22 protein-coding genes and 1 rRNA gene (1 of these 23 running past the window's edge) are annotated in these 26,637 nt (G+C 31.6%); 17 read left to right on the top strand and 6 right to left on the bottom strand.

What is annotated here, in order from left to right:
- Nucleotides 1-90 precede the first annotated feature (90 nt).
- The gene (locus J9309_RS00315) at nt 91-924 is read left to right on the top strand and encodes a 1,4-dihydroxy-2-naphthoyl-CoA synthase (protein ID WP_114999699.1); all 834 of its coding nucleotides are present in this window, start codon (nt 91-93) and stop codon (nt 922-924) included.
- Nucleotides 925-1,051: 127 nt separating this feature from the next.
- Here the strand turns inward: J9309_RS00315 and J9309_RS00310 are convergent, their stop codons facing one another.
- Together J9309_RS00310 and J9309_RS00305 are read right to left on the bottom strand one after the other, a co-directional pair.
- Nucleotides 1,052-1,582 carry a P-loop NTPase family protein gene (locus tag J9309_RS00310; RefSeq protein ID WP_230476474.1) on the bottom strand — a complete coding sequence of 177 codons (531 nt, stop codon included), beginning with the start codon at nt 1,580-1,582 and terminating at the stop codon, nt 1,052-1,054.
- Nucleotides 1,583-2,109: 527 nt separating this feature from the next.
- Nucleotides 2,110-2,250 (bottom strand): hypothetical protein, encoded by a 141-nt coding sequence (locus J9309_RS00305; protein WP_230476473.1) that lies wholly within the window; start codon nt 2,248-2,250, stop codon nt 2,110-2,112.
- A gap of 189 nt (nt 2,251-2,439) precedes the next feature.
- Here J9309_RS00305 and J9309_RS00300 point away from each other — a divergent pair, with 189 nt between their 5' ends.
- Genes J9309_RS00300 through J9309_RS00285 form a run of 4 tightly spaced genes read left to right on the top strand, consistent with a single transcriptional unit; the run spans nt 2,440 to nt 5,264 of the window.
- A complete protein-coding gene (locus J9309_RS00300) occupies nt 2,440-3,690 on the top strand; it encodes an MFS transporter (RefSeq protein ID WP_230476472.1) in 1,251 nt (416 codons plus the stop codon).
- Between the two features lie 36 nt (nt 3,691-3,726).
- The gene (locus tag J9309_RS00295) at nt 3,727-4,392 is read left to right on the top strand and encodes a hypothetical protein (RefSeq protein ID WP_230476471.1); all 666 of its coding nucleotides are present in this window, start codon (nt 3,727-3,729) and stop codon (nt 4,390-4,392) included.
- 58 nt (nt 4,393-4,450) lie between these two features.
- Nucleotides 4,451-5,122 carry a hypothetical protein gene (locus tag J9309_RS00290; RefSeq protein WP_230476470.1) on the top strand — a complete coding sequence of 224 codons (672 nt, stop codon included), beginning with the start codon at nt 4,451-4,453 and terminating at the stop codon, nt 5,120-5,122.
- The gene (locus tag J9309_RS00285; protein ID WP_230476469.1) at nt 5,112-5,264 is read left to right on the top strand and encodes a hypothetical protein; all 153 of its coding nucleotides are present in this window, start codon (nt 5,112-5,114) and stop codon (nt 5,262-5,264) included. Before J9309_RS00290 ends, J9309_RS00285 begins: the two co-directional genes overlap by 11 nt.
- A gap of 165 nt (nt 5,265-5,429) precedes the next feature.
- Here J9309_RS00285 and J9309_RS00280 read toward each other — a convergent pair whose 3' ends face one another.
- Complete coding sequence (locus J9309_RS00280; RefSeq protein WP_230476468.1) at nt 5,430-6,263, bottom strand: GH25 family lysozyme; 834 nt, start codon at nt 6,261-6,263, stop codon at nt 5,430-5,432.
- Nucleotides 6,264-6,344: 81 nt separating this feature from the next.
- Between J9309_RS00280 and menA the strand changes: the two genes are divergently transcribed.
- Both menA and J9309_RS00270 read left to right on the top strand, forming a co-directional pair.
- Entirely contained in the window at nt 6,345-7,271 is a 927-nt protein-coding gene (gene menA, locus J9309_RS00275; RefSeq protein WP_230476467.1) for a 1,4-dihydroxy-2-naphthoate octaprenyltransferase, read from the top strand.
- 18 nt (nt 7,272-7,289) lie between these two features.
- Nucleotides 7,290-7,970, top strand: coding sequence for a metal-dependent hydrolase (locus tag J9309_RS00270; RefSeq protein ID WP_230476466.1), 681 nt, complete (start codon nt 7,290-7,292; stop codon nt 7,968-7,970).
- 54 nt (nt 7,971-8,024) lie between these two features.
- Here the strand turns inward: J9309_RS00270 and J9309_RS00265 are convergent, their stop codons facing one another.
- A complete protein-coding gene (locus J9309_RS00265; RefSeq protein ID WP_230476465.1) occupies nt 8,025-9,395 on the bottom strand; it encodes a hypothetical protein in 1,371 nt (456 codons plus the stop codon).
- 389 nt (nt 9,396-9,784) lie between these two features.
- Between J9309_RS00265 and J9309_RS00260 the strand changes: the two genes are divergently transcribed.
- Both J9309_RS00260 and J9309_RS00255 read left to right on the top strand, forming a co-directional pair.
- Complete coding sequence (locus J9309_RS00260; RefSeq protein ID WP_230476464.1) at nt 9,785-10,036, top strand: type B 50S ribosomal protein L31; 252 nt, start codon at nt 9,785-9,787, stop codon at nt 10,034-10,036.
- A 159-nt stretch (nt 10,037-10,195) separates the two neighbouring features.
- Nucleotides 10,196-11,368, top strand: coding sequence for a proline dehydrogenase family protein (locus J9309_RS00255; RefSeq protein WP_230476463.1), 1,173 nt, complete (start codon nt 10,196-10,198; stop codon nt 11,366-11,368).
- Between the two features lie 51 nt (nt 11,369-11,419).
- Here J9309_RS00255 and J9309_RS00250 read toward each other — a convergent pair whose 3' ends face one another.
- Together J9309_RS00250 and J9309_RS00245 are read right to left on the bottom strand one after the other, a co-directional pair.
- Nucleotides 11,420-11,821: an acyl-CoA thioesterase gene (locus J9309_RS00250; protein ID WP_230476462.1), complete on the bottom strand. Its 402-nt coding sequence runs from the start codon at nt 11,819-11,821 to the stop codon at nt 11,420-11,422.
- A gap of 31 nt (nt 11,822-11,852) precedes the next feature.
- Complete coding sequence (locus J9309_RS00245) at nt 11,853-12,374, bottom strand: hypothetical protein (RefSeq protein ID WP_230476461.1); 522 nt, start codon at nt 12,372-12,374, stop codon at nt 11,853-11,855.
- A gap of 69 nt (nt 12,375-12,443) precedes the next feature.
- Between J9309_RS00245 and priA the strand changes: the two genes are divergently transcribed.
- The 8 genes from priA to J9309_RS00205 form a co-directional block, all read left to right on the top strand.
- Nucleotides 12,444-14,903: a replication restart helicase PriA gene (gene priA / locus J9309_RS00240; RefSeq protein WP_230476460.1), complete on the top strand. Its 2,460-nt coding sequence runs from the start codon at nt 12,444-12,446 to the stop codon at nt 14,901-14,903.
- A gap of 110 nt (nt 14,904-15,013) precedes the next feature.
- Nucleotides 15,014-15,703, top strand: a complete 690-nt coding sequence (locus tag J9309_RS00235) for an ABC transporter ATP-binding protein (protein ID WP_230476459.1) — start codon at nt 15,014-15,016, stop codon at nt 15,701-15,703.
- Nucleotide 15,704: 1 nt separating this feature from the next.
- Nucleotides 15,705-16,934, top strand: coding sequence for an ABC transporter permease (locus J9309_RS00230; protein WP_230476458.1), 1,230 nt, complete (start codon nt 15,705-15,707; stop codon nt 16,932-16,934).
- Nucleotides 16,934-18,187 (top strand): ABC transporter permease, encoded by a 1,254-nt coding sequence (locus J9309_RS00225; RefSeq protein ID WP_230476457.1) that lies wholly within the window; start codon nt 16,934-16,936, stop codon nt 18,185-18,187. Before J9309_RS00230 ends, J9309_RS00225 begins: the two co-directional genes overlap by 1 nt.
- Before the next feature lie 28 nt (nt 18,188-18,215).
- The gene (locus tag J9309_RS00220) at nt 18,216-19,346 is read left to right on the top strand and encodes an efflux RND transporter periplasmic adaptor subunit (RefSeq protein WP_230476456.1); all 1,131 of its coding nucleotides are present in this window, start codon (nt 18,216-18,218) and stop codon (nt 19,344-19,346) included.
- 459 nt (nt 19,347-19,805) lie between these two features.
- The gene (locus tag J9309_RS00215) at nt 19,806-22,835 is read left to right on the top strand and encodes a SusC/RagA family TonB-linked outer membrane protein (protein ID WP_230476455.1); all 3,030 of its coding nucleotides are present in this window, start codon (nt 19,806-19,808) and stop codon (nt 22,833-22,835) included.
- A 13-nt stretch (nt 22,836-22,848) separates the two neighbouring features.
- Nucleotides 22,849-24,279, top strand: a complete 1,431-nt coding sequence (locus J9309_RS00210) for a RagB/SusD family nutrient uptake outer membrane protein (RefSeq protein WP_230476454.1) — start codon at nt 22,849-22,851, stop codon at nt 24,277-24,279.
- 1,289 nt (nt 24,280-25,568) lie between these two features.
- Nucleotides 25,569-26,637, top strand: a 16S ribosomal RNA gene (locus tag J9309_RS00205); it runs 450 nt beyond the window's last position.

The following is a 26,637-nucleotide window of genomic DNA, read 5'->3' as shown; positions in this document are numbered from 1 at the left end:
GACTATGTGGAGATATAAGAGGATTTAAAAAACTAAAAAATTCTTTTTAAAATCGAATTAATCTTATTTTTGGTAAAATTTAAAATAACAATGGCTACAATAAACTGGCAAACTGTAAAAGAATACGAGGATATCACGTTCAAAAAATGTGATGGTGTAATGCGTATTGCTTTCAATCGTCCGGAAGTTAGAAATGCTTTCCGTCCAAAAACTGTTTTCGAATTATTAGATGCTTTTCAATTAGCAGAAGAAGACCGTGAAGTTGGTGTAATCTTATTAACTGGTGAAGGACCATCGGCAAAAGATGGTGGTTGGGCATTTTGTTCTGGTGGAGACCAACGTGTTCGTGGAGCAAAAGGTTACGAAGGGCAAGACGGTGTAGGTCGTTTAAATATTTTAGAAGTTCAACGTTTAATTCGTTTCTCAACGAAAGTTGTCGTAGCGGTTGTTAATGGTTGGGCAGTTGGTGGAGGTCACTCATTACATGTGGTTTGTGATATGACATTAGCATCTAAAGAACACGCAATTTTCAAACAAACGGATGCGGATGTTGCTTCGTTTGATGGTGGATACGGTTCTGCTTATTTAGCAAAACAAGTAGGTCAAAAACGTGCGCGTGAGATTTTCTTTTTAGGATTAAATTATTCTGCTCAAGAAGCGTATGATATGGGAATGGTGAATTTAGTTGTTCCTCACGACGAATTAGAGCAAGTTGCTTTTGATTGGGCTCAAGAAATTTTAACTAAATCGCCAACAGCGATTAAAATGTTGAAATATGCGTTTAATTTAGTAGACGATGGTTTAGTTGGACAACAAATTTTCGCTGGAGAAACAACTCGTTTCGCTTACGGAACCGAAGAAGCTGTGGAAGGTCGTAACGCTTTTTTAGAGAAACGTCCAAGAGACTTTTCTAAATTCCGTTAATCAGAATTTAGTTTTATTAAATATAGAAGCGAAACCGATGAGGTTTCGCTTTTTTATTTTATGAATTTCAATTTTTTAAAAATATAAGCGAATGGTGAAGAGTATAAATCTTATTAATAACCATATTTTACAATTCCCAATGTTTGTAAATTTTCTTCAATTCTTTGAATGAATTTAATCTAATTATCTTCGCATTAGATTCTTCAGTAAGTTTTTTGTAGATTTCTCTGTTTTTTGGCGCAGTAAATAAGGTGTAATGAATGTGATCAAAATTGATTAAATCTTCAGATCCTTCTAATTTCCCGGGACGATAAGGATTATTTTTTAGCGTTCTTTTTATATAACGAAATACCGAACCCCATTTACTAAAGTCTAACCAAATAATTGTTGTAGCCTGGCTAAATCGTTCTTGCATCAATCTATTATAATTTCCTTCAATAATCCATTCCTGATTATTTAATAAAATTTGCTGATGTTTTACTGTGAATATTTCAGGATCTTGTTCTTTCCAATTTGTGAATGGAATATGTGCTATTTGATCTAGATGAAAAACTTTTATTTTTAATTTTTTACTTAAAGCTTGAGCTAAGGTTGATTTTCCGCCAGCACTTAATCCAATGATGCAAATCCGTTTACCTAAATTTTCAAGAGGTTCCATTTCTATTTTTTACTCGATTTACAATATATATCAATTGGTTTTATTATTGTAGATTATATTTTTATAATGAATTTGATTTTGAAATTTTCTTACGTTTCGGCTCAATTATAAATTTAGTTTTTAAAAAGATCAGAAATAGGGTGAAAGAGAACAAAAATCTCGTCCGGATTATATTTAAAATTCAAATCCGAATTGATGAAAATTTCTTTATTCAAATCTAAAATTATTTTCAAATCATTATCCTTTGGTAATATAAGTCTATGATTTCTTTGTGTAATATTTTCTAACTGAGGAAAAATAATCGAGTCATATTGATTCTTTTTTAAATAAATATTTCCTTGATTAGTAGCTATAATTTTTTGCGTTTGATTGGATTTAAATTTAATTTTTAAACCTTCAATAGGTTTTCCAATTTTATCTAAAACTTGAATCCTAAGATCATCATTTTTAGAATTTTTTATATTATAGTTTAAAAATAGATTTTGATTTTTTAGTGAAGTTGGATTAAAAAATGTTGAATCGTTTATTTACGAAATATTACCAATTGTAAATGAAATTTCTTTAGCCGAATTTTCTGTGATTTTGGTGTAAGTTGAATCACTGTTTATGTAAAATATTTCTGAATCATTACTTGAAAGTTGTGATACATCAGAAATTTTATACTTCATATTTTTAAAGTTTTTATCAAAATTATTTTTGTCAAATTTATCAGTACAGCTATAAATCAACATTAAAAATGTAAATAGTTGAAGCGTTCTTTTTAACATGAATATTTTTTACTCGATTTACAAAAATTATCAAATGATATGATTTTAATAGACATAACCATGTAAATTTACTAAGATTTTATTTATAACATGAACCTAGATCAGAAAGTTTCTTCCGTTTGGAAAAACAAGGAATTTATACCCTTTATTTTTTTACGTTTCTCTTTGATATTTGCCTTATTTATTCAAAGTACTTCGGTAGCTTACGAAATTTTTAAAGTCACGCAAAAGGAAATTTATTTGGGATTAATTGGATTGTTTGAATTTGCTCCAATTTTGCTGACAGCATTTTATGCAGGGCAATTGGTTGATAAATTAGACAAAAGAAAAATCTTAATGATTTGTATTTCATGTTACATGGTAACTTCTTTTGTTTTGATGTTTGTAAACTTAGAATCTGTACGAGAATCAGTCGGAATTCCAGTTTATTTGGGAGTTTGTTATTTTGCATTTTTTATTTTAGGATTAACACGCGCATTTAGTGGACCATCCTTATTTGCCTTATTAGCGTTAGTTGTAAAAAAAGAAAATTACGAAAAAGCAATTCCATTATCTTCATCAGCTTTTATGATTGGTTCAGTTTTAGGACCGTTAGCAGGCGGATTAATATTAGCACAATTTGGTATTGAAGCTGCTTTAATTACTGCTTTCGCGATCATGTGTATTTCGATGGTAATGATTGTATTAATTTCATCTAAACCACCAGAAATTTCCGAAGCCGAATCATCAGAATCAGCCTTAAAACGTATCAAAGAAGGTTTGAAATTTATTTGGGCAACTCCTATAATTTTGGCTGTATTAAGTTTGGATATGTTTGCGGTTTTCTTTGGAGGAGCCGAATCACTATTACCTGCTTTCGTAGAAAAAGTTTTAAAACAAGGGCCAGAAACGTTTGGATTTTTACGATCAGCGCACGGAATTGGATCTTTAATTATGATGTTTTTCCTTTCTTCATTACCGTTATTAAGAGACAATGTTGGACCAAAATTATTAGGTGCAGTTGCATTATTTGGTTTATGTATTATCAGTTTCGGATTGACTAAAAATGTATATTTATGTTTTGCAATTTTATTGTTTGCAGGTGCTTTTGATGCAGTTTCAATGGTGATTCGTCAAAGTATTTTACAAATTAAAACACCAGAAAATTTAAAAGGTCGTGTTTCTTCTGTTAATTCTATTTTTGTCAGTTCATCCAACGAATTAGGTGCTTTAGAAAGTGGTATAGCCGCTACATTTTTAGGATTAGTTCCAGCCATTATTTTTGGCGGATCAATGACAATCATTACAGTTGTTATAATTGCTCTTTTAATTAAACCAATACGCAATGTTGAATTAAATTAGTTTTTATAATTTTACTTGATTTTCAACTAAAATTAAATGATTAAAAAATTACTATCTATTACAACACTAACTTTAGGTGTTCTGACTTTTGCACAATCTATAGAATTTGGGCCAACTATTGGTTATCGTTCAAATAATATTGTGGATCGTAAATCTGATAAAAAACGTGCAGTTATTGGTGACGCAACTTGGAATGTAGAATATGGTGCGCAAGCGGTTTATAATTTTAAAAAACCAAGCGATGAAATGAATGTTCGCTTAACTGCTTTTTATAACAATCAACAAAGAGGATCTGTAAGTGAACGATATAAATCCAATGAATATAAAATTGAGGCCAATGGTGTAGGTTTAATTGTAGGAATTGCAAGAGAATTTTCACCCAAATGGATTATTACAATGGGTGTTGGTTTAGGTTACAATAAATTAGATTCAAAGAATTTTTACAAGGGAGATCAAGATCCAATGATTGCTTTTCCAGATTTAAATGAACCAATTGAAGTTCGTGAGAACGAAACAAATTTTATTTATCATATAGGAATAGAACGTGTATTAATTCCTAATAAATTATTAGCAATTGTAGATTTTCATGGTGATGCAAGTATTTCTAAAATGAATACAAATTATGGTTCTTACGGAAATCAAGGTTTAGGTTTTGGAATAGGTTTAAGATATATGTTTGATTTAACAAAACAAGAACAATAAATAGTTGGAAGCGAATCTAAGATTCGCTTTTTTTATATCTTACCATAAATTACACAAGATGAGAATGAAATTTATGTTTTTATGTGGTCTATTTTTATTTTTTTCCTGTAAACGAGAGTTAACACAGGAAGAAAAGCATAAAATTGCCCAAGATTCAATCTATGCTATTTGGATGGCAATGGGGATGAATTCGGATTCTACTTTTTCAATCACAAAATATCAAAAAGATCTTTTGAATTATGAAAAAGAAAATGATTTAGTAGATCCATTTCTGCATGATTTTGATGATTACACACTTTTATTTTATACAAATGATGAGGTTTTTTATTATGAAAATCCTATGAAAGGATTTTGGTTGTGTGGAACAGCTTCGATTGAATTAAGAAATAAAAAAATGATTGCAGAATTACACGAAGTTCAGAAACAAGATTTAAAGAAAATTGATTCAGATACCTTAATTCAGTATATAAAAAAGATTGATTTCAAGAAAGATTCAGATACAAGTTTAGTGTTAGCAATTGAACCAGATAATTTAAAATCTAAATCATTTTTAACTCTAAGAAAATTTCTATTAGTAAATTCTTATAAATTCATCATTCGACCAATATCTACCCGAGAAAGATTAGTTACGAATGCATTTATCAATAATTCGTCAGAAGATTTTTCTAAACTAAATTGGGATAGTATATACAAAGTTGATTATAAAAGTTTTCATCCTTATGAATACTGAATTGAATGTTTGGTTTAAAAGAATTACCTACGCTGTAATTATACTTTTTATTGGAGGATTTATTTTGGCTTATTTGACTAATGATTTACGTTATTCAAATTTAAGATGGATGTATATAGCAGGAAGAATGATTTATTCTTAGTATTATAATCGGCCTTTTAAATTCTATATTTATAGCTTTTGTGTCTAATGCAAGTTTAAAACTAAAATTAAGCTACTTCTTTCTATCACTTTTACCACTTATTATATTTCTTATTCTTACAATAAGCATATTTTAGGATAAAATTTAAAGATGATTATTAGTCAATTACAAAGTCAATCCCTTTAAATCATCAACAGTTCCGTTGTAAATATTAATATCAACCTTTTCTTTAGTTCCTTTAATTTGTCCTTTCTCGGTAAATTGCCAAAAATTCCAATGAGGTTTCATTTCTTCGACAAAGAAATTATAATTAGCAATCCAAATGGTATAACCTTCAAAATGGGAACGTAAAAAATCTTCGTAATATTTGTCGGAAGTGTAAATGATAGGCTGAATACCATAATGATCTTCGATTATCGTACACCAATTTTTTAAACCTTCAACCAAACGTTCCATCGATTGTGTACGAGGCATAGTTTCTATATCTAAAACTGGAGGTAAATCGCCAGATTCTAATTCTACATTCTGAATAAAATTTTGAGCTTGAGCTGTTGAATTTTCATCCGGACGATAAAAGTGATAAGCGCCACGAATAAAATCATTTTGTTTGGCACCTTCCCAATTTTCGTCAAATCGGTTATCCGTATTGATTGCACCCATTGTAGAACGTATATAAACGAAATTTATAGGATAAATATCGTAAATCATGTTCATTTCAGACCAATTGATTTCCCCTTGGTACTGAGAAACGTCTAGTCCGAAAGTCTTCAAATAATAACGATCCATCACTTCGATATTGCGAATATCGTACTTTACTAATTTTATATTATTATCTCCGTTTTCGCCTTTTAGTTTACGTTCGGCAACTTTCCACCAATAGTTAATTCCATGTCGATAATGATAATTAAAAGCAATGAATACAAAAGTTATAATTCCGAAAAATATTAATTTATACGGAATTTTTTTTTCTTGATTTTTCTTTGTCGACTTTTTAGGCATTATCATTTAATTCGTTAGAGATACAATAATACTAAGAAAAGATTTACGTTAAAAACGAATTCTTATTTATCTTTGTTCATTATGAAAAAATGGATTCTTGCCGCGCGTTTGCGTACCTTACCACTTTCTTTAAGTGGTTTAATTTTAGCAGGTTTTATTGCGAAATTCCAAGGTTATTATCAACACGATATATTCTTTTTATCGCTTTTAACGACATTAGCATTTCAGGTTTTATCTAATTTTGCGAATGATTACGGAGATGGCGTAAAAGGGACTGATGACAATAGAGAAGGAGAGCAGAGAGCAGTTGCTTCTGGATTAATTTCGCAGAAAGAAATGAAAACAGCAATAGGTATTATGGTTGTGTTTTCATTGATCTGTATCGCTGCTTTGTTATACGTTTCCTTTATCCCAAATCATATCGACTATTTGGTTATTTTTGTTGGTTTGGGTGTAGCATCTATTTTAGCTGCAATGTTCTATACAATGGGTAAAAAACCTTACGGCTACATTGGTTTAGGAGATTTGTTTGTATTTATCTTCTTTGGATTAATTGCAGTTTTAGGAGGAGAATTTCTTTATTCAAAATCTTTTAATTGGTGGAATGTTTTACCAGCAGCATCAATGGGATTTTGGAGTATGGCAGTTCTTAACCTGAATAATATGAGAGATGTAGAGAATGATGTAAAGAATAATAAAATTACAGTAGCTTCAAAATTAGGATTTGAAAAAAGTAAAATCTATCAATTAGTTTTGATGACTTTACCATTTATTTTATCATCAATTTACGTGTTAAATTTGCCAGGTAAAGAAGGAAAGTTATCAGTTTTAATGTTTTTGATATTAATTTTCTTAGCGAATTCGGTACGTCGTGAAATTTATAAGGTGAAAGAACCAAAAGAATATGATCAATTTTTAAAACCTGTATCAATGATGGCTTTATTTTTCGCCATTTTATTAGGTTATGGATTAATTGGTTTTGGTTTTATCGACACTTTAATTCAATAAAAAAACAAATCATAAAATATGAAAGTACAATACTTAGGACACGCTTCCCTATTAATCGAAGCGAATGGAAAATCTATTGTAGTTGATCCATTTATTACACCAAACGAGTTAGCAAAAAACATTGATTTTGCGAATTTAAAAGCAGATTATATCGTAATTACACATGCTCATCAAGATCATGTATATGATGTTGAAGAATTGGCAAAAAGAACAGGAGCTTTAATTATTTCCAATGCAGAAATTGCTGGTTACTACGATGCAAAAGGTTTCAATACACATGGAATGAATACGGGTGGAGTTTATGAATTTGATTTTGGTAAGATAAAATCAACTATCGCATTTCATTCTTCTTCTTTTGCTGATGGAACTTACGGTGGTGATCCAAACGGATACATTATCGAAGCGGAAGGGAAACGCATTTATATTGCCGGAGATACTGCATTAACGTATGAAATGAAGTTGATTCCGGAAATGGTTGGAGAAATTAATTTAGCTGTTTTACCAATTGGTGATAATTTTACAATGGGTGCGAAAGATGCTTCTATTGCGGCTGAATTTGTACAAGCAACAAAAATATTAGGTTATCACTTTGATACTTTTCCTCCAATCAAAATTGATAAAGGAATTGCAAAATCAATTTTCTTTAATAAAAATATCGAATTAGTTTTATTAGAAATCGGAGAAGACTTAACAGTGTAATCTGAAGATAAAGAATAAAAAAATCCAGTTAGTTTACTAACTGGATTTTTTATTTTATTGAAATGCTCCTATTGTAGGATTTGTACCTCTTGGAATTCCGTAATAATCTGTCGGATATTGTTGTGCAATACTAACTTTTCCTGCATTTAACGCGGGAGAGTTTTCACCAACTTTTAATTTATTAGAAGTGTATCTTCCATCTATAAATAAAGGATCGCCAACGATAGAATTTGTGAAACCAGCAGCAGTTAAAACATTCAACTCAGCAGTATTTATATTCTTAAATAGATTGGTATCAAAATTTATATTAAATGCTGCACCATCTTTTCTGTCTAAATAAATAGCATTTGGAGTTCTTTGATTATAAAAAATACAGTTTGCAAATGTCGCTTGCGTTAATGCATTAGTCGTTTCACGAATGTAATTACTTAAGTATAAACTATAAGCTGGACCTGCCGTACCAATCATATTAAAATAATTAGCAAAAGTAGAGTGGTAGAATGAGTAATCTCCACCATTTTCAACAGCGAATGCTGCTAAATTTGCATTATTTACAATTAAATTATAACCATTAATTTTCGCGTTAGAAGCTAATATTCCGTACGATTGATTATTTACAACAAATGAATTATTAATAGTTAATTGACTTTCATTTACATGTAAACCAGTATCAGCACCAATAATTTTAGCATAATTGATGTTAGAAATACTATTTGGTTTTAATTCAATTTTATTCCATTGATTAGGTAACGAATCATACTTTGTATCATGGCGTGATGATCTAAATTTAACTTCATTTCCTAAAGATCCATTCACATTTAATGATGCATTATTATCAATAGTTAAACTTGCACCTCTTTTAAAATACACTTTTGTACCAGCATCTATGGTAAGATTGTTTGTAATTGTAAGGTTACCATCAATTACGTGCGCCTCGTTCGCATTCCAATTTGCAGAACTTAACGTAGCATTCGCAGGATGGATTTGAGCTTTTTCAATCCAAGATATTAATTTTACGTGCTGTTGATTTTGTGTTGTTTCAACTAAAATTTCATCATCATAAAATGGATTAACAGGAGCTTCATCAGCTTCAATCTCTACAAAAACGAATAAACTATCATTTTTGCGAATCGGCACATTTGTAAAATTTGTACCAGCTTGTCCATCTACATTGATGTTGAAATAAGAATTTTCACCTTTTGCTAATGCAATACGTGGAATGACCAAATCTTTGTCGTCTGGATTATATATTTTTAAAACGTAAGTTTCAGATTTTGAATGGTTATAAACCGTATCTACCGAAATAGTATCTGTATTAAAACGAAGTTCTGAAGAAATTGGTTCGAAATCGAAATCTTCCCTACATGATTGGAAAGCGACTAAAGAACCAATACCTAAACCAACTATCAAGGTTTTTATATTCATAGATTAGATATTATGTCTTTATAATAAACTACTAAAATATCAATTTATTATAAATTTTAGGTCAATATAGATTATATATTTATAAAGTTATTTGTTTTCTTGCCTCTAAAAATCACGGGATGAAAAGGTTGATAAAAAAATGCTTAAAATTTATTTTTACACTTGTATAATGAAAGTCGATTTTATATATTTGCACCAGTAAAATAAATAATTAACGCAAACTTGATTATCAAAGTATTATTTTAAAGACCATTACACACATTACACTCGAAATAATATTTTGTAAAGCGAATTGTTTAAGAATTTAAAAATAAATTGATGTTACTCTTGTTTGATTTATTTTTTGTCTTATCTTTGCGCCCGATTAAGTTTAGAAAGAAGATTTTAAAATGAAAAAAGATATCCACCCAACTAATTACCGTTTAGTAGCATTCAAAGATATGTCTAACGAAGATGTATTCATCTCTAGATCTACAGCTGATACAAAAGACACTATCGAAATCGAAGGAGTAGAGTACCCATTATTTAAATTAGAGATCTCTTCAACTTCTCACCCTTTCTACACAGGTAAATCTAAATTAGTTGATACTGCAGGACGTATCGACAAATTCAAAACAAAATACGCTAAAAGAGCTAAATAATTATAGCAATAAAAATATTAAGCAGTTTTGCTTAATTAATTACTATTGTTATATTAAGATAGAAAAAACCTACAAGATACTTGTAGGTTTTTTTATTGTTTAATATATCGATTCTCGTTACATTTGCTAAACATTAATTTATAAAGCAAACAACATACAATGTCTTTATTTGACAATACTGAACACGCGTTCAGCTCTAAATCAGATGCTGAATTAAAAAAAGCGCATTACCTATTTCAATTAATCGGAAGTCCTTCCCTAACGAATTTAGGTACGTTATTTTTTAAGTTACCATTTGCAGTTAATTTACCTTTAGTAAAACCTGCAATTCGCGAAACGATTTATAAACAATTTGTAGGTGGTGAAACTGCCGAACAAGGGGTTAAAGTTGCTAAAGATTTATATAAATACGGTGTAAGTTCTATCCTTGATTATTCTGTAGAAGGACAAACTGAGGAAAGTGAATTTGATCACGTAAAAGATGTAATGTTACACTTAGTTGCTTTAGCTAAAAATAATCCAGAAATTCCTTTTGTTGTATTTAAACCTACTGCTTTTGGAAGAATTGAATTATTTGAAAAAGTTGGTAAAAAACAAGATTTAACTGAAGACGAACAAAAGCGTTGGCAAAATGTTCGCTCTCGTTTTGATGTGGTTTGTAAAGCAGGTTTTGATGCTGATGTTAACATCATGGTTGATGCTGAGGAAACTTGGATGCAAGATGCAGCAGATGATTTAACTGATGAAATGATGGTGAAATACAATGTAAACCGTCCAGTAATTTGGAATACTTTGCAAATGTACCGTCATGATCGTTTAGCTTATTTAAAACAAATGTTTGAAAAAGCTGACCGTGAAGGATATTACTTAGGTTATAAAGTTGTTCGTGGGGCTTATATGGAAAAAGAGCGTGAACGTGCACAAGCAGAAGGTTATCCATCGCCAATTCAACCAAACAAAGAAGCTTCAGATCGTGATTATAATGCAGCTTTACGTTTTATTGTAGATAATCATACAAGATTCGGTTTATTTGCTGGTTCTCACAACGAATATTCTTGTGAGTTATTAATTAAATTAATGAATGAAAAAGGTATTTCGGCTAAAAATCCAAATTTCTGGTTTGGACAATTATTCGGAATGAGTGATAATATCTCTTTTAATATTGCACATTTAGGTTACAATATTGCGAAATATTTACCTTACGGTCCAATTAAAGAAGTAATGCCTTATTTAATTCGTCGTGCACAAGAAAATACTTCGGTAGCAGGACAAACAGGACGTGAATTAGGTTTAATTAAAAAAGAATTAGAGCGTCGTAAAAACTCGAAATAATTTATTTATAAAATAAAAGAAGCCACTCAATTGAGTGGCTTTTTTATTGATTTATGTTGTCGCGTTAATCCATTCTTCAGTTGGCTCAACTAATTTTCTTTCTTTGGTATCGAATAAGCCCAATGTCATTTCTATTTCGTTACAAATTGTTCCATCCGCATTGGTAATCCATTGTTTTAATTTTCCAATTTTACCTTGATAGCCTAACGTTTTGGTATGTATCGTTACGTTTTCTCTTAATCGTAATTCTTTTAAAAATTTAATGTTGATTTCTAAAATCACAGGGCCTTTACCTGTTTTACGAATCGTATCTAAACCGTATCCTTTTTTCGAAATTAATTCCCAACGCGCTTCTTCATAAATCTGTAAATAAGTCGCATTATTTACATGTCCAAAAGTATCTAAATGATGTTCTTTAATCGTAATTGGGTAATCGTAAGTTTGAAATTCCATTCTCAGTTTTTTAGATTTTAAACGAAAGTAATTATTTTGTTTCAATTTTAGAAGTGTAAGGAAGGTTTAATAAACCATATTTCGTTGTAATAATGTAGGTTTTGCTTTTATCAATATAATTATTACGTTCAAAATCTAAGAATATTTCATCCTCAATGTCATTTTTATGTTTTTGATAAGGATAGGAAATGATTGAAGTTGTATCAATACGATTGATGTATAAAAAAATATAAAACAAGGTGTAAGACAAAATATAAGTGTAGAAGAAAAACGTAAATACCAAATTCAATGAATAAACAAATCCATAGATACGGAAATATCTTCTAAAGAATTTATCAGGTCGATGACTAAAATTCTTATATATAATTTTTATTATTAAAAAGAAAACTAAGATTCCAGAAACAATAAAAAAATAGTTCAAATACTCATTCTTTAATAAAGTGGAAATAGATTTATCATAGATTTGGTCAATTCCTAAAGGAGAGTTTGAAAACCAATTTAATGCAAAGAAGGCAATTGTGTAAAGAATGATTCTTTTAATAATGAATTTCATTTTATTGCTGTTAATCGGTTTAAAAGTAACAAAAAATCTTCCTAACTTGCCATTTCAATACGAAAAAGAATGAACTCAACTTATTTTGCTGAACTTATTTTACCACTAAATTTAGAAGGTACGTTTACTTATCATTTAACGGATTCTGATTTACAGCAAATTAAAATAGGGCAACGTGTAGCTGTTCCTTTTGGTACGCAAAAATTATACACCGGAATCATTCATTCTATTCATCAAAACAAACCAGAGTTATACAAAACGAAAGGAATTCATGCTTTTTTGGATGATGAACCAATTGTAACGCCTTTTCAAATTCAGTTTTGGGAATGGATTTCGAGTTATTATATGTGTACGTTGGGAGATGTTTTTCGTAATGCATTTCCGTCGGCTTTAAAGTTAGAATCGCAAACTTTTGTACGATTAATAAATTCGGATTATGAAAATCTACACGAATTAAATGATAATGAGTATTTAGTTTTTGAAGCTTTAAAATTGCGCCAAATAATTTCTGTCGAAGAAGCTGCATTAATTATTGATGCCAAATCTGCAATTCCAACTTTAAAATTATTGATTGATAGAGGGATTATTCAATTGGACGAAAAAATTCAAGAGAAATACACGCCAAAAATCGATAATTATGTTCGTATTCATCCAGATATCAAAGGAAATGATCAAGCATTTATTCAAATTTTAGATTCTTTAAATCGTGCACAAAAGCAGCGCGAATCGCTTTTGCAATTAATTACCTTAGAGACTCAAAATCAAGGAAAACCTTTAAAAGTTGCAGATTTTGTAAAAATGGGTTCAACAAGTGCGGTAATTAAATCGTTAGCAGAAAAAGGTGCTGTTGAAATTTATCAATTTCAAACTTCGCGTGTGGATGAAAATGAAACTGAAAAAGAAGAAATTCATCAATTAACTTTGAAACAAAACGAAGTTTTAAATCAAATAAAAGAAGAATTTGCAACTAAAAATACAGTTTTATTACATGGTGTAACTTCCAGTGGTAAAACAGAAATTTATTTGAAGTTGATGGAGCAAGTAATTGCGAAAGGAAATAAAGTGATTTATTTATTACCAGAAATTTCTGTTACCACGCAAATCGTTCATCGTATTAAAAAGCATTTCGGTGAAAAAGTGGGTGTTTACCATTCAAAATTTAATCAAAATGAACGTGTCGAATTATGGCAAAAAATATTAAAAGGTGATTTTGATATTATCATTGGGCCACGAAACGTTTTATTTATGCCTTTCGATCAAGTCGGATTAGTGATTGTGGATGAAGAACACGAATCTTCGTACAAACAAATGGATACCAAACCATTTTTTCAAGCACGAGATATGGCAATGGTTTTAGGATCGATGATCAAAGCAAAAGTTTTGTTAGGTTCTGCAACGCCTTCAATTGAAAGTTATTTTAACGCTCGTCAAGGTAAATATGGTTATGTCGAATTGACAGAGCGTTTTGGGAAAATTCAGTTGCCTGAAATCAATTTAGTTGATTTAAAAAAAGCACAACGCGAAAAAGAAATCACACACGATATTTCACATATTCTTCGAGATGAAATTATCGAACAATTAAAAGAAAAGAAACAAGTAATTCTGTTTCAGAATCGTCGTGGTTATGCGCCGATTATGGAATGTAATTCGTGTGGTAATACGCCTGAATGTCCAAATTGTGATGTCAGTTTAACTTATCATAAATTTTCGAATCAATTAAAATGTCATTATTGCGGTTATGCGCAAGCGAAACCAAATCGATGTGTAAGTTGTGGCTCGATTGAGTTGAATACCAAAGGACTCGGAACGGAACAAATCGAACATCAACTGCAAGAGATTTTTCCAGAGGCACGAATTCGTCGTATGGATGTGGATGCGATGCGTGGGAAATTTGCGTATGAAAAATTGATAGAAGATTTTGAAAATAAAGAAGTTGATATTTTAATCGGAACACAGATGATTACCAAAGGTTTTGATTTTGGAAATGTTAATTTTGTTGGTGTAATCCGCGCAGATTCATTGCTTAATTTTCCTGATTTTCGTGCACATGAAAAAGCGTTTCAATTATTAACGCAAGTTTCAGGTCGTGCGGGTCGTCGTGCAGAACAAGGAAAAGTTTTAATTCAATCCTATCAGCCCGAACATCAAATTTTGCAAAACGTAACAACGTATAATTATCATCAAACGATGAAGGATATTATTTACGAACGTAAAGAGTTTTTTTATCCTCCGTTTACACGATTAATTAATCTTCGTTTTAAACATACAAATAAGGAAAGATTAGATAAAACAGCGGCTCAGTTGGTGCAGTTACTAAAACCAAATTTTGATAATCGATGTTTACTTGGTCCAGAAGCGCCATCGGTTGGTCGAATCAATAATCAATACATTACAGATGTGATGATTAAAATTCTTCCGAATCAATCACCAATTAAAGTGAAAGAATTAATAAAGAAACAAATTGAAAGGTTACATACAATCGCAGCTTATCGTTCGGTTAAAATAGACATAGATGTCGATCCGATGTAAAATATAAATCCTGAATTACAATTCAGGATTTTTTGTTTATATATTCTTGTAACATTTTTATTGTAATTGCGACTGATGAATTATCTTTATAACAAAGACGAACAAAAGAAATGATTTCGATTAAAGGTTTAAATAAATCATATAAAATGGGAAAGAATTCTCTACATGTACTAAAAGGTATCGATTTAGATGTAGAGGAAGGAGAATTTGTGGCAATTATGGGATCTTCGGGTTCCGGTAAATCAACGTTGTTGAATATTATCGGAATGTTGGATGAACATGATTCAGGAACTTATGAATTGGATAATTTTAGAATTGAAAAATTAAACGAAACAAAAGCAGCGAATTACAGAAATAAATTTTTAGGATTTATATTTCAATCCTATAATCTAATCAACTTTAAAAATGTATTAGAAAATGTTGCATTGCCCTTGTATTATCAAAAAGTAAATCGATCAGATCGTAACAAAATTGCCTTAGGTTATTTGGAGAGAGTTGGACTTGGTCCATGGGCGAATCATATGCCAAACGAACTTTCTGGTGGGCAAAAACAACGTGTAGCAATTGCACGTGCGTTGGCCGCAAAACCAAAATTACTTTTAGCTGATGAACCAACAGGAGCTTTAGATACTACAACTTCTCACGAAGTGATGCGTTTAATTCAGGAAATTAACGATGAAGGGAAAACAATATTAATGGTTACCCACGAAGATGATATTGCAAATATGTGTAAACGAATTGTGCGATTAAAAGATGGTGTAATTATTAGTGATACAAAAGTTAACCAAGTACGCGTATAGTATGTTTGATAGAGATCGTTGGAGCGAGATTTGGTCTTCAATTTCGAGTAATAAATTAAGAACTTCTTTATCGGGATTAACAATTGCGTTGGCGTTATTCGTTTTCATTACCCTTTTTGGTTTAGGAAATGGATTGCAAAACGGCTTTCAACAACAGTTTTTTAATGCAAATTCATTAAATATTACGATTTCGGGTGGGACAACTTCAGAATCTTACAATGGATTTAAAAAAGGAAGAGAAATTAAGTTAAAAGACAAAGATGTTAACTTTTTAAAAAATTCTTTTCCAGATGAGATAAAATATGTTGTAGCAACAATTGCAAAATCAGACACGATTAGGAATGCCAATAATTCAGGTAGTTATTCTGTAACCGGAGTTTATCCTGAATATGAGCAGATGATCAATGAAAAAACTTCTTATGGTCGTTTTATTAACGATAAGGATATGAAAAATCAATCCAAATCTATTGTTATTGGTCGTTTAGTTGCTCAAGATTTTTTTCCAGGTCAAATTGCAATTGGTCAAAATTTACAAATAGGAAAAGGAGTATATAATATTGTCGGAATTTTTGAAAGTGCTGATGGTGGCGATAATGCAGAACGCTCTATTTATACGCCATACACAACATTTAAAACAATTTACGCAACAGATGAAGTTTCGTCTATTATTATCACTCCTGCAGATCATTTAAGTTTACAGGATATTAAAAAATTGGCTATTACAATTGATTATAATTTTAAAGTTAGATATAATATAAATCCGAATGATTTTACTGGTGTTCGTGTCAGAAACGCAGCTGAACAGATGGAAGAAACAGATCAATTCTTTTTTATTTTAACTTTAATGGTTTTCATCATTGGAGGTGGAAGTTTGATTGCAGGAATTGTAAGTATCGGAAATATTATGGTTTTTAGCGTGAAAGAAAGAACAAAAGAAATAGGTATCCGAAAAGCACTTGGTGCAACACCTTTTAGTGTACTATCTTTAATTATGCAAGAAGCTATTTTGATAACTTTGGTTTTCGGAGCAATTGGAATTGCATTGGCTACATTATTGGTAGAAAATATTGGAAATAGTCTGGAAGATTATTTTATTTTTAATCCTGGTGTAGATTCTAAATCTTTAGTATTAGCAACTGTTATTTTGTTTGTGGCAGGTACAGTTTCTGGAATGATTCCGGCTTTACGAGCAGCAAAAATTAAACCTATAGAAGCATTAAGAGACGAATAATGAATTGGAAATTATTATTTGATATAGATGCATGGACAGAGGTTTATGCTGCAATTAGAAAGAATAAATTACGTACCATTCTTACAATGATTGGTGTCGCATGGGGTATGTTTTTATTTGTACTTCTGCTTGGTTTAACTCGTGGGATGCAAAATGGATTTGATAGAAATCTTGCAGATGCTGCAACAAATTCACTTTTCGTTTGGGGCGGAACCACATCAATGCCGTTCAAAGGATTTCAGAAAGGTAGAATGATCGAATTAAAAATGAGTGATGTGAAACAAATTGAAGCACAATTTCCTCAAATTTCGTTAATTGCACCACGTAATATGATGCCTAATTCGGTTGTTGCTTTCGGAACAAAATATAATTTTTATAATATTAACGGAGATTATCCAGATCAAAACCGAATGTTTGGTAAGGATATTATAAAAGGTAGATTTATTGATGAAGATGATATAAAAAATGAGACCAAAGTTTGTGTTTTAGGAGTTGAAGTAATGGAGAATTTCTTTAGTAAAAAGGAAAATCCATTGGGTAAAAAAATTCGTATTTCAGATAGTTATTACACGATTGTCGGAATTTACGATTCACCTTCATCACCTGTTGAATCTAAAGATCAAATTTATATTCCGTTCACAACGTTTCAAAAAGTGTATAATCAAGGAGATAAAATACAATATTTATCCTTGAGTATCCCGAATGAATATGATATCGTTCAATTTGAAAAGCAATTAAAAACATATTTAAAACAAGTTAAAAATATTGCACCAGAAGACGATCAAGGATTAGGTGGATTTAACTTGGGTGAGATGTTAGGTAAAATCATGAAATTCGTAAAAGGAATGCAATTTCTTGCAATAGTAGTAGGTGCAATGACGTTGTTTTCTGGTGTTATTGCCATTTCAAGTATTTTATTAATTACGGTTTCAGAGCGAACAAAAGAATTTGGTATTAGAAGGGCGTTAGGAGCTATTCCGTCACAAATTCGTGGTCAAATTTTATTAGAATCAGTAGTTTTAACTTTAATTGCAGGCTTAGGTGGTATTGTTGGAGCAGGATTAATTTTAATGTTTTTAAATGAAGTCATTATTCCAGGAAACGAAAGTATTCCAATTTACAATGCTTCCATAGATTTATTTACCTTATTTGCAGCTTTAGCAATTATGGTAGTTATGGCAACTTTTGCAGGGTTAATTCCTGCCCAACGTGCAATTGCAATCAAACCAATTGATGCGTTAAGAGATGAATAATTTAGTAAATAAGTAGATATAATATAGAATGAAGAAAGTTCTAAAAATTGTAGGTATAGTTTTGTTTATAGCACTTGTGATTGGTGTGATTGGATATTTTGGAAAGAAAAATAGTCAGGACAATCAAGTGTACGAAATAACAAAACCAACAGTAGGAAACATAGAGGTGAAAGCTGTTGCAACAGGAGAAGTAAAACCATTAGAAACAATTGAAATTAAACCTAATATTTCGGGGGTTATAAAATCGATAAATGTTACTGAAGGTGAATTTGTAGAAAAAGGACAGTTAATTGCAGAGATTCGAGTTGTTCCAAATGTAGCAAATTTAAATTCAGCTTTACAAACAATTCGTTCTGCAGAAATAGAGGTTAGTTTACAACAAAAAGAATACAATCGTGCAAAAACGTTATACAACCAAGGTGTAATACCGAAAGCCGAGTTTGATAATGCTACTGCAATGTATCAAAATGCTCAGCAATCTTTACGCACAGCAGAAGCAAATTATCAAGTTGCGCAAACAGGTGTTGCTCCAGGTTTAGAAAAATACGCTACGACTCGTATTGTTGCAACAACATCGGGTGTTATTTTAGATATTCCCGTAGAAATAGGAAATATGGTGCAGGAAATTAATAATTTCTCGACAGGTACTACGATTGCTACAATGGCGGATATTAAAAATATGATTTTCTCTGGGAAAGTTGATGAAGCTGAAGTTGGGAAATTAAAAGAAGGAATGAAAATCAATGTCTCAATTGGAGCAATTCCTAATAAGACATTTACGGCAATTTTAGATTTTATTTCGCCACAAGGAGTTGCAAGTAATGGTGTTGTTCAATTTGAAATTAAAGCGCCAATCCAATTAGATTCAAAATATTTTATTCGTGCAGGATATTCTGCGAATGCTGAAGTTATAACGGCTGGAGCAAATAATGTATTGATGATTAAATCAGCTCATTTGCGCTACGACGAAAATCAAAAACCTTATGTAGATGTGTTGAAATCTGGTAGTGGAGCCAATGCAGTTTATGAGAAAAAATATGTAACACTTGGAGTAACAGATGGTGTTAATGTAGAAATTAAAAATGGTTTAACTCAAAATGATCAAATTAAGATTTGGAATACAGATCTTGAAAAACCAGATGGACCAGGACCTCATTAATTTTAATAGAAAAACTTAAATAAAGGGTTGTAATTTCATAAATACAACCCTTTATTTATTTTATAATTATACAAAATATAATTCGTTTTCAATTTGTTAAAATTCCGATTTAAGGCTTTAAATTATCTTGTATTGATTCTAAATAGTATAAATATACATTTTAATTAAATTTTATACATTTTTTTAATGTTGTTGTGTAAATCTTATATCTAATAGAATTTCAGTCTTTAATGAAAATATTTCAACAATTATTAATATTTCGATTTAATTATTAATAATTGTTAAAATAAATTCATATTCATAATTTATTTGGTTCAAAATTATTAATACACCAATATTATACTACATATTTTAAGTGTTAATGTAAATATTAAAATTTACGTTTAAGAAATAATTAAATAAAATTTTAGAAGTTTATTAATTCTTGTCATTTTTACCGCCTTAAAATTTTTATCGAAAATGAAGAGAAGATTAACATCTTTGAGTTTTTTAGCTTTCCTAGGTTTAGGTGCTTTAGCTTATGCTCAAACAACAGGTGTGGTAAATGATGCTGACGGTTTTCCAGAATCAGATGTTGAGGTTATCGTAAAAGGTACTGATAAAGTAGTTTACACTGATATTGATGGTACTTTTGATATAGATGCTCAAATTGGTGATGTATTAGTAATCAATGGAAAAGAAGTAGTTGTTACTTCTAATAATTTAGGTTCTATCAGCTACGCTGAAAAGAAAACTGAAACTGTAGAATTAGCAGCTGTTAATATTTTAGGTTCTATTAAATTAGATCCAACTCAGAAAATTGGTTCTTTCGAAACAATTAAACGTGATGATTTAGAGCAAACGCCAGTTGCTTCAGTTGATGAGGTATTAAATGGTCGTGTAGCTGGTTTAAATTTTTCTACAGGTGGTGGACAACCAGGTTCTGCTAACGTAATTGCAATTCGTGGAGCAGGTTCTTTCGTAGGGACAACTAATCCATTATATGTTATTGATGGTGTTGTTGTAGGTAAAGGTGATGATAACTCAGGAGTAATGACTTCTTTCAATCCATTATCATCTATTGATCCTAATCAAATCGAATCTATTACCGTTTTAAAAGATGCTTCTTCTACGGCGTTATATGGTGCTCGTGGTGCAAATGGAGTTATCGTTGTTAAAACTAAACGTGGTAAATTCAACCAAAAAACAAAGTTTAACGCTTCTACAGAAATGTCTGTACAAGACATCGCTTTTGATAAAGCAGATTTCTTAAACTCTAAAGAATTAGTTCAATGGGGTGGTTTAGCGTTTTACAATACAGGAGATTTTGCATCTCGTTTAGAAGCTGAAAATTATTATGCAAACGATGTAATTGGTTGGGATGGTGTAACAGACGAAGATTGGACAAAAGCCATTCAACGTGATATGTCAACTGTTCGTACATATAGTTTTTCTGCAACAGGAGGTTCTGATAATACATCTTTCCGTACAGGATTTTCTTACTACGACAATGATCCGTTAATCATCAATTCTAAATTTGATCGTTTATCTGCATCTTTAGCTGTTGATCATAAAGCATCTGATCGTTTCAAATTAGGAACAAATTTAAATTATTCTCGTGTAGAAAACCAAACGTATGCTGATGCTGGAGCTTACTCTAATCCATGGCAAACACGTTGGGCAATTATCCCAACATTACCGGTTTATAACGCAGATGGTTCTTACAACACAAGTTTATTAGGGAACAGAGATTATAACCCAGTAGGTTTACAAAGAGAGAATAAAGTAGGAGGTACAGTAAATACTTTCTTAGCTTCTATTTATGGTGATTATCAAATTACGAATGATTTATCTTTCAATTCTCAATTTGGTACACAATATCAAAATTTAGATGAGACATTATTTTGGAATTCTAAATTTGGAGACGGAGCAAGATATAATGGTTATATGTATGAATCTCAAAGTCAATATACAGATTGGAACTGGGTAAATACTTTAACATATGCTAAAAAATTAGGAGATCGTCATGAGTTCGTTGCTAATGCTGGTTGGGAATACCAAGAGCACATTGGTAAAGTACGTTCTCAAGACAAACAAAACTTCATTTTAGATGGTGCTTATATGGATAATGCTTCTCAAGTATTGTCTGTTACAGGTAATAAGATTAAATGGACTCAGATTTCTTACTTCGGTCGTTTAAACTACATCTTTGATGGTAAGTATACATTAAATGGACAAGTTCGTCGTGATTCTAACTCAACGTTAGGTATTAACGATAAATCAGGAATTTTCTGGTCTGTTGGTGGATCTTGGGCAATGAATAAAGATTTAAATATCGGATTTGTAGATAACTTAACGTTACGTGCAAACTACGGTGAAATCGGAAATGTTCCTTACGCAGATTCATGGTCAAACACTTACAATAGTTTCTCTTTATTAGCAAATACAAGAAACTACGGTAACGAAGGTGTTTTAATTTTAGATCGTGCAGGTAATCCAGATTTAGTATGGGAAACTTCTAAACAATTAAATATTGGTTTAGATTACTCTGTATTAAATGGTTTAGTTTCTGGTACAATCGACGTTTATAACAAGAAAACGGAAGATGCAATTTTCCCAGTAGAAGTTCCTGGTGAAACGCCATCATCTCCAAATTCAATCATGAAAAATGTTGGTGAAATTGTAAATAAAGGTATTGAATCTACAATTACAGTTCGTCCATTCCGTGGAGCATTTAACTGGAATATTTCTGCAAACTTTGCTTACAATAAATCAGAAGTTGGTGATTTAATTGACAATGATGCAATCTACTTAGAAGGTGGAAACAAAGCAGTACAATCAGGACGTTTATTCGGTGAATACTACATGGTAGGTTGGGCTGGTGTTGATGCTTCTAATGGTAATCCATTATTCTATACGGATGCATCTGAAACGGAAACAACTTCTAATTACAACGAAGCGTCTAAATATTTCCAAGGAAAATCTCCTTTCCCTAAATACATGGCTGGTTTAAGAAACGATTTTAGCTACAAAAATGTAACATTATCGGTATTTTTATCAGGACAATTCGAATATTCAGTAATCGATAGATACTCAAACTATATCTATAACGATGGTGCATATTACGATATCAATGTTTACAAAGAAAGCTTAACAGATAGCTGGACGCCACAAAATACAACTGCTTCAAATCCAATGCAGGTGTATGGAAACGGTACAGGTTCTAACAAAATGTCTACACGTTTCTTACGTGATGGAGATCACATTCGTTTAAAAGAAGTGAAATTAGCGTATAGTTTAGGTGATGTATTATCTAAATCTGGAATCAGTAATTTAACTGTTTACTTACGTGGTACTAACTTAGCTACTTGGGTATTTGATGATAAATTAACGTTCGATCCAGAGACTAACTCTAATGGTTACACATTCGGATGGCAAGGTAAAGGTACTTACGATTACACTTCTCCAATTATGCGTAGTGTTTCTGTAGGTGTTTCTGTTGATTTCTAAAAAGTTGATTAAAATGAAAAAAGTTACAATATTAGCTATTGCTGCGTTTATGACTACTTTCTCTTCTTGTTCAGAAGATTTATTAGATCAAATGCCAGTTAATACAATTACATATGATGGTAATGCTACTATCAAATCTGAAAAAGATATGCAAGCTGCTATCAACGGGATGTACAGCGAATTCGCTTCTGCCGATGCTTTAGCAACTGATGGTATTATTTTAGGAGAATTAATCTCTGATAATTCATTCATTTCAAGAAGAAATGATGGTCGTTTCAAGATTACAAATACAATGACATGGACGCCTTCAGACACTAACAACGATTTTGTTATTTACAACAAAATGTATGATGTGGTATCTATGGCAAATATGATTATCAATTCTGAATTAGAAGAATCTGATGTTGTAAAAGGATACAAAGCACAAGCTTATGCAGCTCGTGGTATTGCATTTTATTACTTAGCTTCTTTCTATGCTGCAAATCCAACTTCTGGTGTTAACCAAGAATATGGAATTGCAATTCATACAGGTGAGTACAATCCTAATGCATATTATGGTCGTTCAACAGTAGCTGAAACTTATGCTCAAATCATTTCAGATTTAGAGAAAGGTATTTCAGAATTTAACGAAGCTACTGTTAATAAAGGTTATTTATCTGCAACAGCATCTCGTTTAATGTTAGCAAAAGCTTATTTAACTCGTGGTCAAGCCGGAGATTATGAAAAGGCAATTCAATACGCTGATGAGGTTTTAGCTACAAATACAACTATTGTAGCTTCTCAATTAGATTCTTATTTCAAAGGAACTACTTCTGCTGAATTAAATAATCAACCAGAAACTGTTTTCGAAATTAACATGTCTGTAATTGCAAATCCAGGTGTTAACCGTTCAATTTCTGCTTTCTACGATCCTTATGGAGCTAAAAATTATTTAATGTTCCGTGCAGATTACGTTAATTCTATTGCAGAAGGTGATATTCGTAAAGGATTATTTACACAAGAAAATGCTTCTGAAACTGATGATCCAAAAGGTTATTATGTTCAAAAATTTACACAAACTGTAGATGGAACAAATTTCACAGGTAATGTTCGTGTGTTACGTTTAACAGAAGCTAAATTCATTAAGTGGGAAGCGATGGCTAAATTAGGTCAAGGTGCAGCTGCTTTAACAGAATTAAATACTTTTGCTGCTGAACGTGGTGGAGTGCAATACGAAGGTGATGCGTTAACTGCTATTTTAGCTGAGAAACGTATCGAATTCTTAGGTGAAGGTCAGCGTTTCCACGATTTAAAACGTAATAATTTAGGATTTGTTAAAACTTCTAACGTAGAAGGTAACATCTCAAGCGTTCCTGCTGATAGCAAATTATTTGTTTTACCTATCCCAAGTTCTACTTTAAACTTAAACGGTTTAATGACTCAATACCCAGGATGGGGTAATTAATACTTATAGTATTACATTTTTATAACATATAAGAGGTGGGCATTTGTTCACCTCTTTTTTATTGATTTTATTTTAAAAACCTTCCTTGCTTCGCAACACATTTTCGCGAGTCCGTTCACCAAAGTATTTTGTAACGTCTGCTTTTTAAAGAAGCATCCATTACAAAATAATCAATTCGGGCTATCATTACCATTGTTACTTTATATATCTATTCCATTTCGTCATTCTGAACTCGTTTCAGAATCTCATCGTAATAAATAATACGATAGTAAAAACTTATTTATAAATTTTCTGCACAATGAAAAATATTGCCTGAAAATCGTAGACGTTAAGAAACTAAATTGATGTAGAGATAAGAATGATTTAGTGAGCGAATGCGAATCATTTAAATCATTCCTCGAAATCAATTTAGTTTTAGTTGAAGATTTTAGCAATGTCTTTTTTGGTTCGTTTTTTTGACGAAAAAAATGAACATGTATTTCTTTAACCATTATAATATTTATAGATATATCGAATTTATGAATCTTCAAAAATCGTATTACTACTTTATATATTTATTTCCAGTGCGTCATTCTGAACTTGTTTCAGAATCTCATCGCAATAATTAATACGATAGTAAAATCTTATTTATAAATCTTCTACACAATGTAAATATTGCCTGAAAATCGTAGACGTTAAGAAACTAAATTGATGTAGAGATAAGAATGAATTACTGAGCGAATGCGAATCATTTAAATCATTCCTCGGAATCAATTTAGTTTTAGTCGAAGATTTTAGCAATGTCTTTTTTGGTTCGTTTTTTTGACGAAAAAAATGAACATATAATTCTTTAATCATTATAATATTTTAAGCTATAACCAAGCAAAAATCTATTAAAAACATATGACTAAAAATTATTTTCGATTTTATTTATCAATAGAACAGTCAGTTAAGACTTTTATGTAAAATAATTATAAACTCGATTTGGTAGTTCGGAAAAAAGCGTCTTATATTTGCACTCTCAATACGAAAGACGAGTAGTATTGAAATTGAAATAGCGAAGAAGTAAACAAAAATAAAAACTTCAAAATTTATTCAAAAAAGATTTTGCAGTTTAAAAATAAGTCTTACCTTTGCAACCGCAAACAACGAAAGAAGTTTGCATGAAACGAGAAGTTCATTTGAAATTACAATATAGACAGAAGAAATAAAAGCCGAATATAAATTAACGGTCAATCCTTGAATAATAGAGCTAAAGGAAATTCGAAGTTGTAAAACATAGAAGCTAACGCTTCAAACAATATTTATTTACAATGGAGAGTTTGATCCTGGCTCAGGATGAACGCTAGCGGGAGGCTTAACACATGCAAGCCGAGGGGTATTTGTAGCTTGCTACAGAGAGACCGGCGCACGGGTGCGTAACGCGTATGCAACTTGCCCTACTGAAAGGGATAGCCTTTTGAAAAGAAGATTAATACCTTATAACAGTGATTCTGGCATCAGATACACTTGAAAGATTTATCGCAGTAGGATAGGCATGCGTAAGATTAGATAGTTGGTGAGGTAACGGCTCACCAAGTCAACGATCTTTAGGGGGCCTGAGAGGGTGAACCCCCACACTGGTACTGAGACACGGACCAGACTCCTACGGGAGGCAGCAGTGAGGAATATTGGACAATGGGTGAAAGCCTGATCCAGCCATCCCGCGTGAAGGATGACGGCCTTATGGGTTGTAAACTTCTTTTATATGGGGATAAACCTACTTACGTGTGAGTAGCTGAAGGTACCATATGAATAAGCACCGGCTAACTCCGTGCCAGCAGCCGCGGTAATACGGAGGGTGCAAGCGTTATCCGGATTTATTGGGTTTAAAGGGTCCGTAGGCGGACCAATAAGTCAGTGGTGAAAGCCCATCGCTTAACGATGGAACTGCCATTGATACTGTTGGTCTTGAGTGAGGTTGCAGTGGCTGGAATGTGTAGTGTAGCGGTGAAATGCTTAGATATTACGCAGAACACCAATTGCGAAGGCAGGTCACTAAGCCTCAACTGACGCTGATGGACGAAAGCGTGGGGAGCGAACAGGATTAGATACCCTGGTAGTCCACGCCGTAAACGATGGATACTTGCTGTTGGATTTTCGGATTCAGTGGCTAAGCGAAAGTTATAAGTATCCCACCTGGGGAGTACGTTCGCAAGAATGAAACTCAAAGGAATTGACGGGGGCCCGCACAAGCGGTGGAGCATGTGGTTTAATTCGATGATACGCGAGGAACCTTACCAAGGCTTAAATGCATAATGACGTATTTGGAAACAGATATTTCTTCGGACAGAATGCAAGGTGCTGCATGGCTGTCGTCAGCTCGTGCCGTGAGGTGTT

This window comes from Faecalibacter bovis (assembly GCF_017948305.1).
Taxonomy (GTDB): Bacteria; Bacteroidota; Bacteroidia; order Flavobacteriales; family Weeksellaceae; genus Empedobacter; species Empedobacter bovis.
Note: the sequence above shows the minus strand (reverse complement) of the source record. Positions and strands in the feature narration are given on the sequence as shown.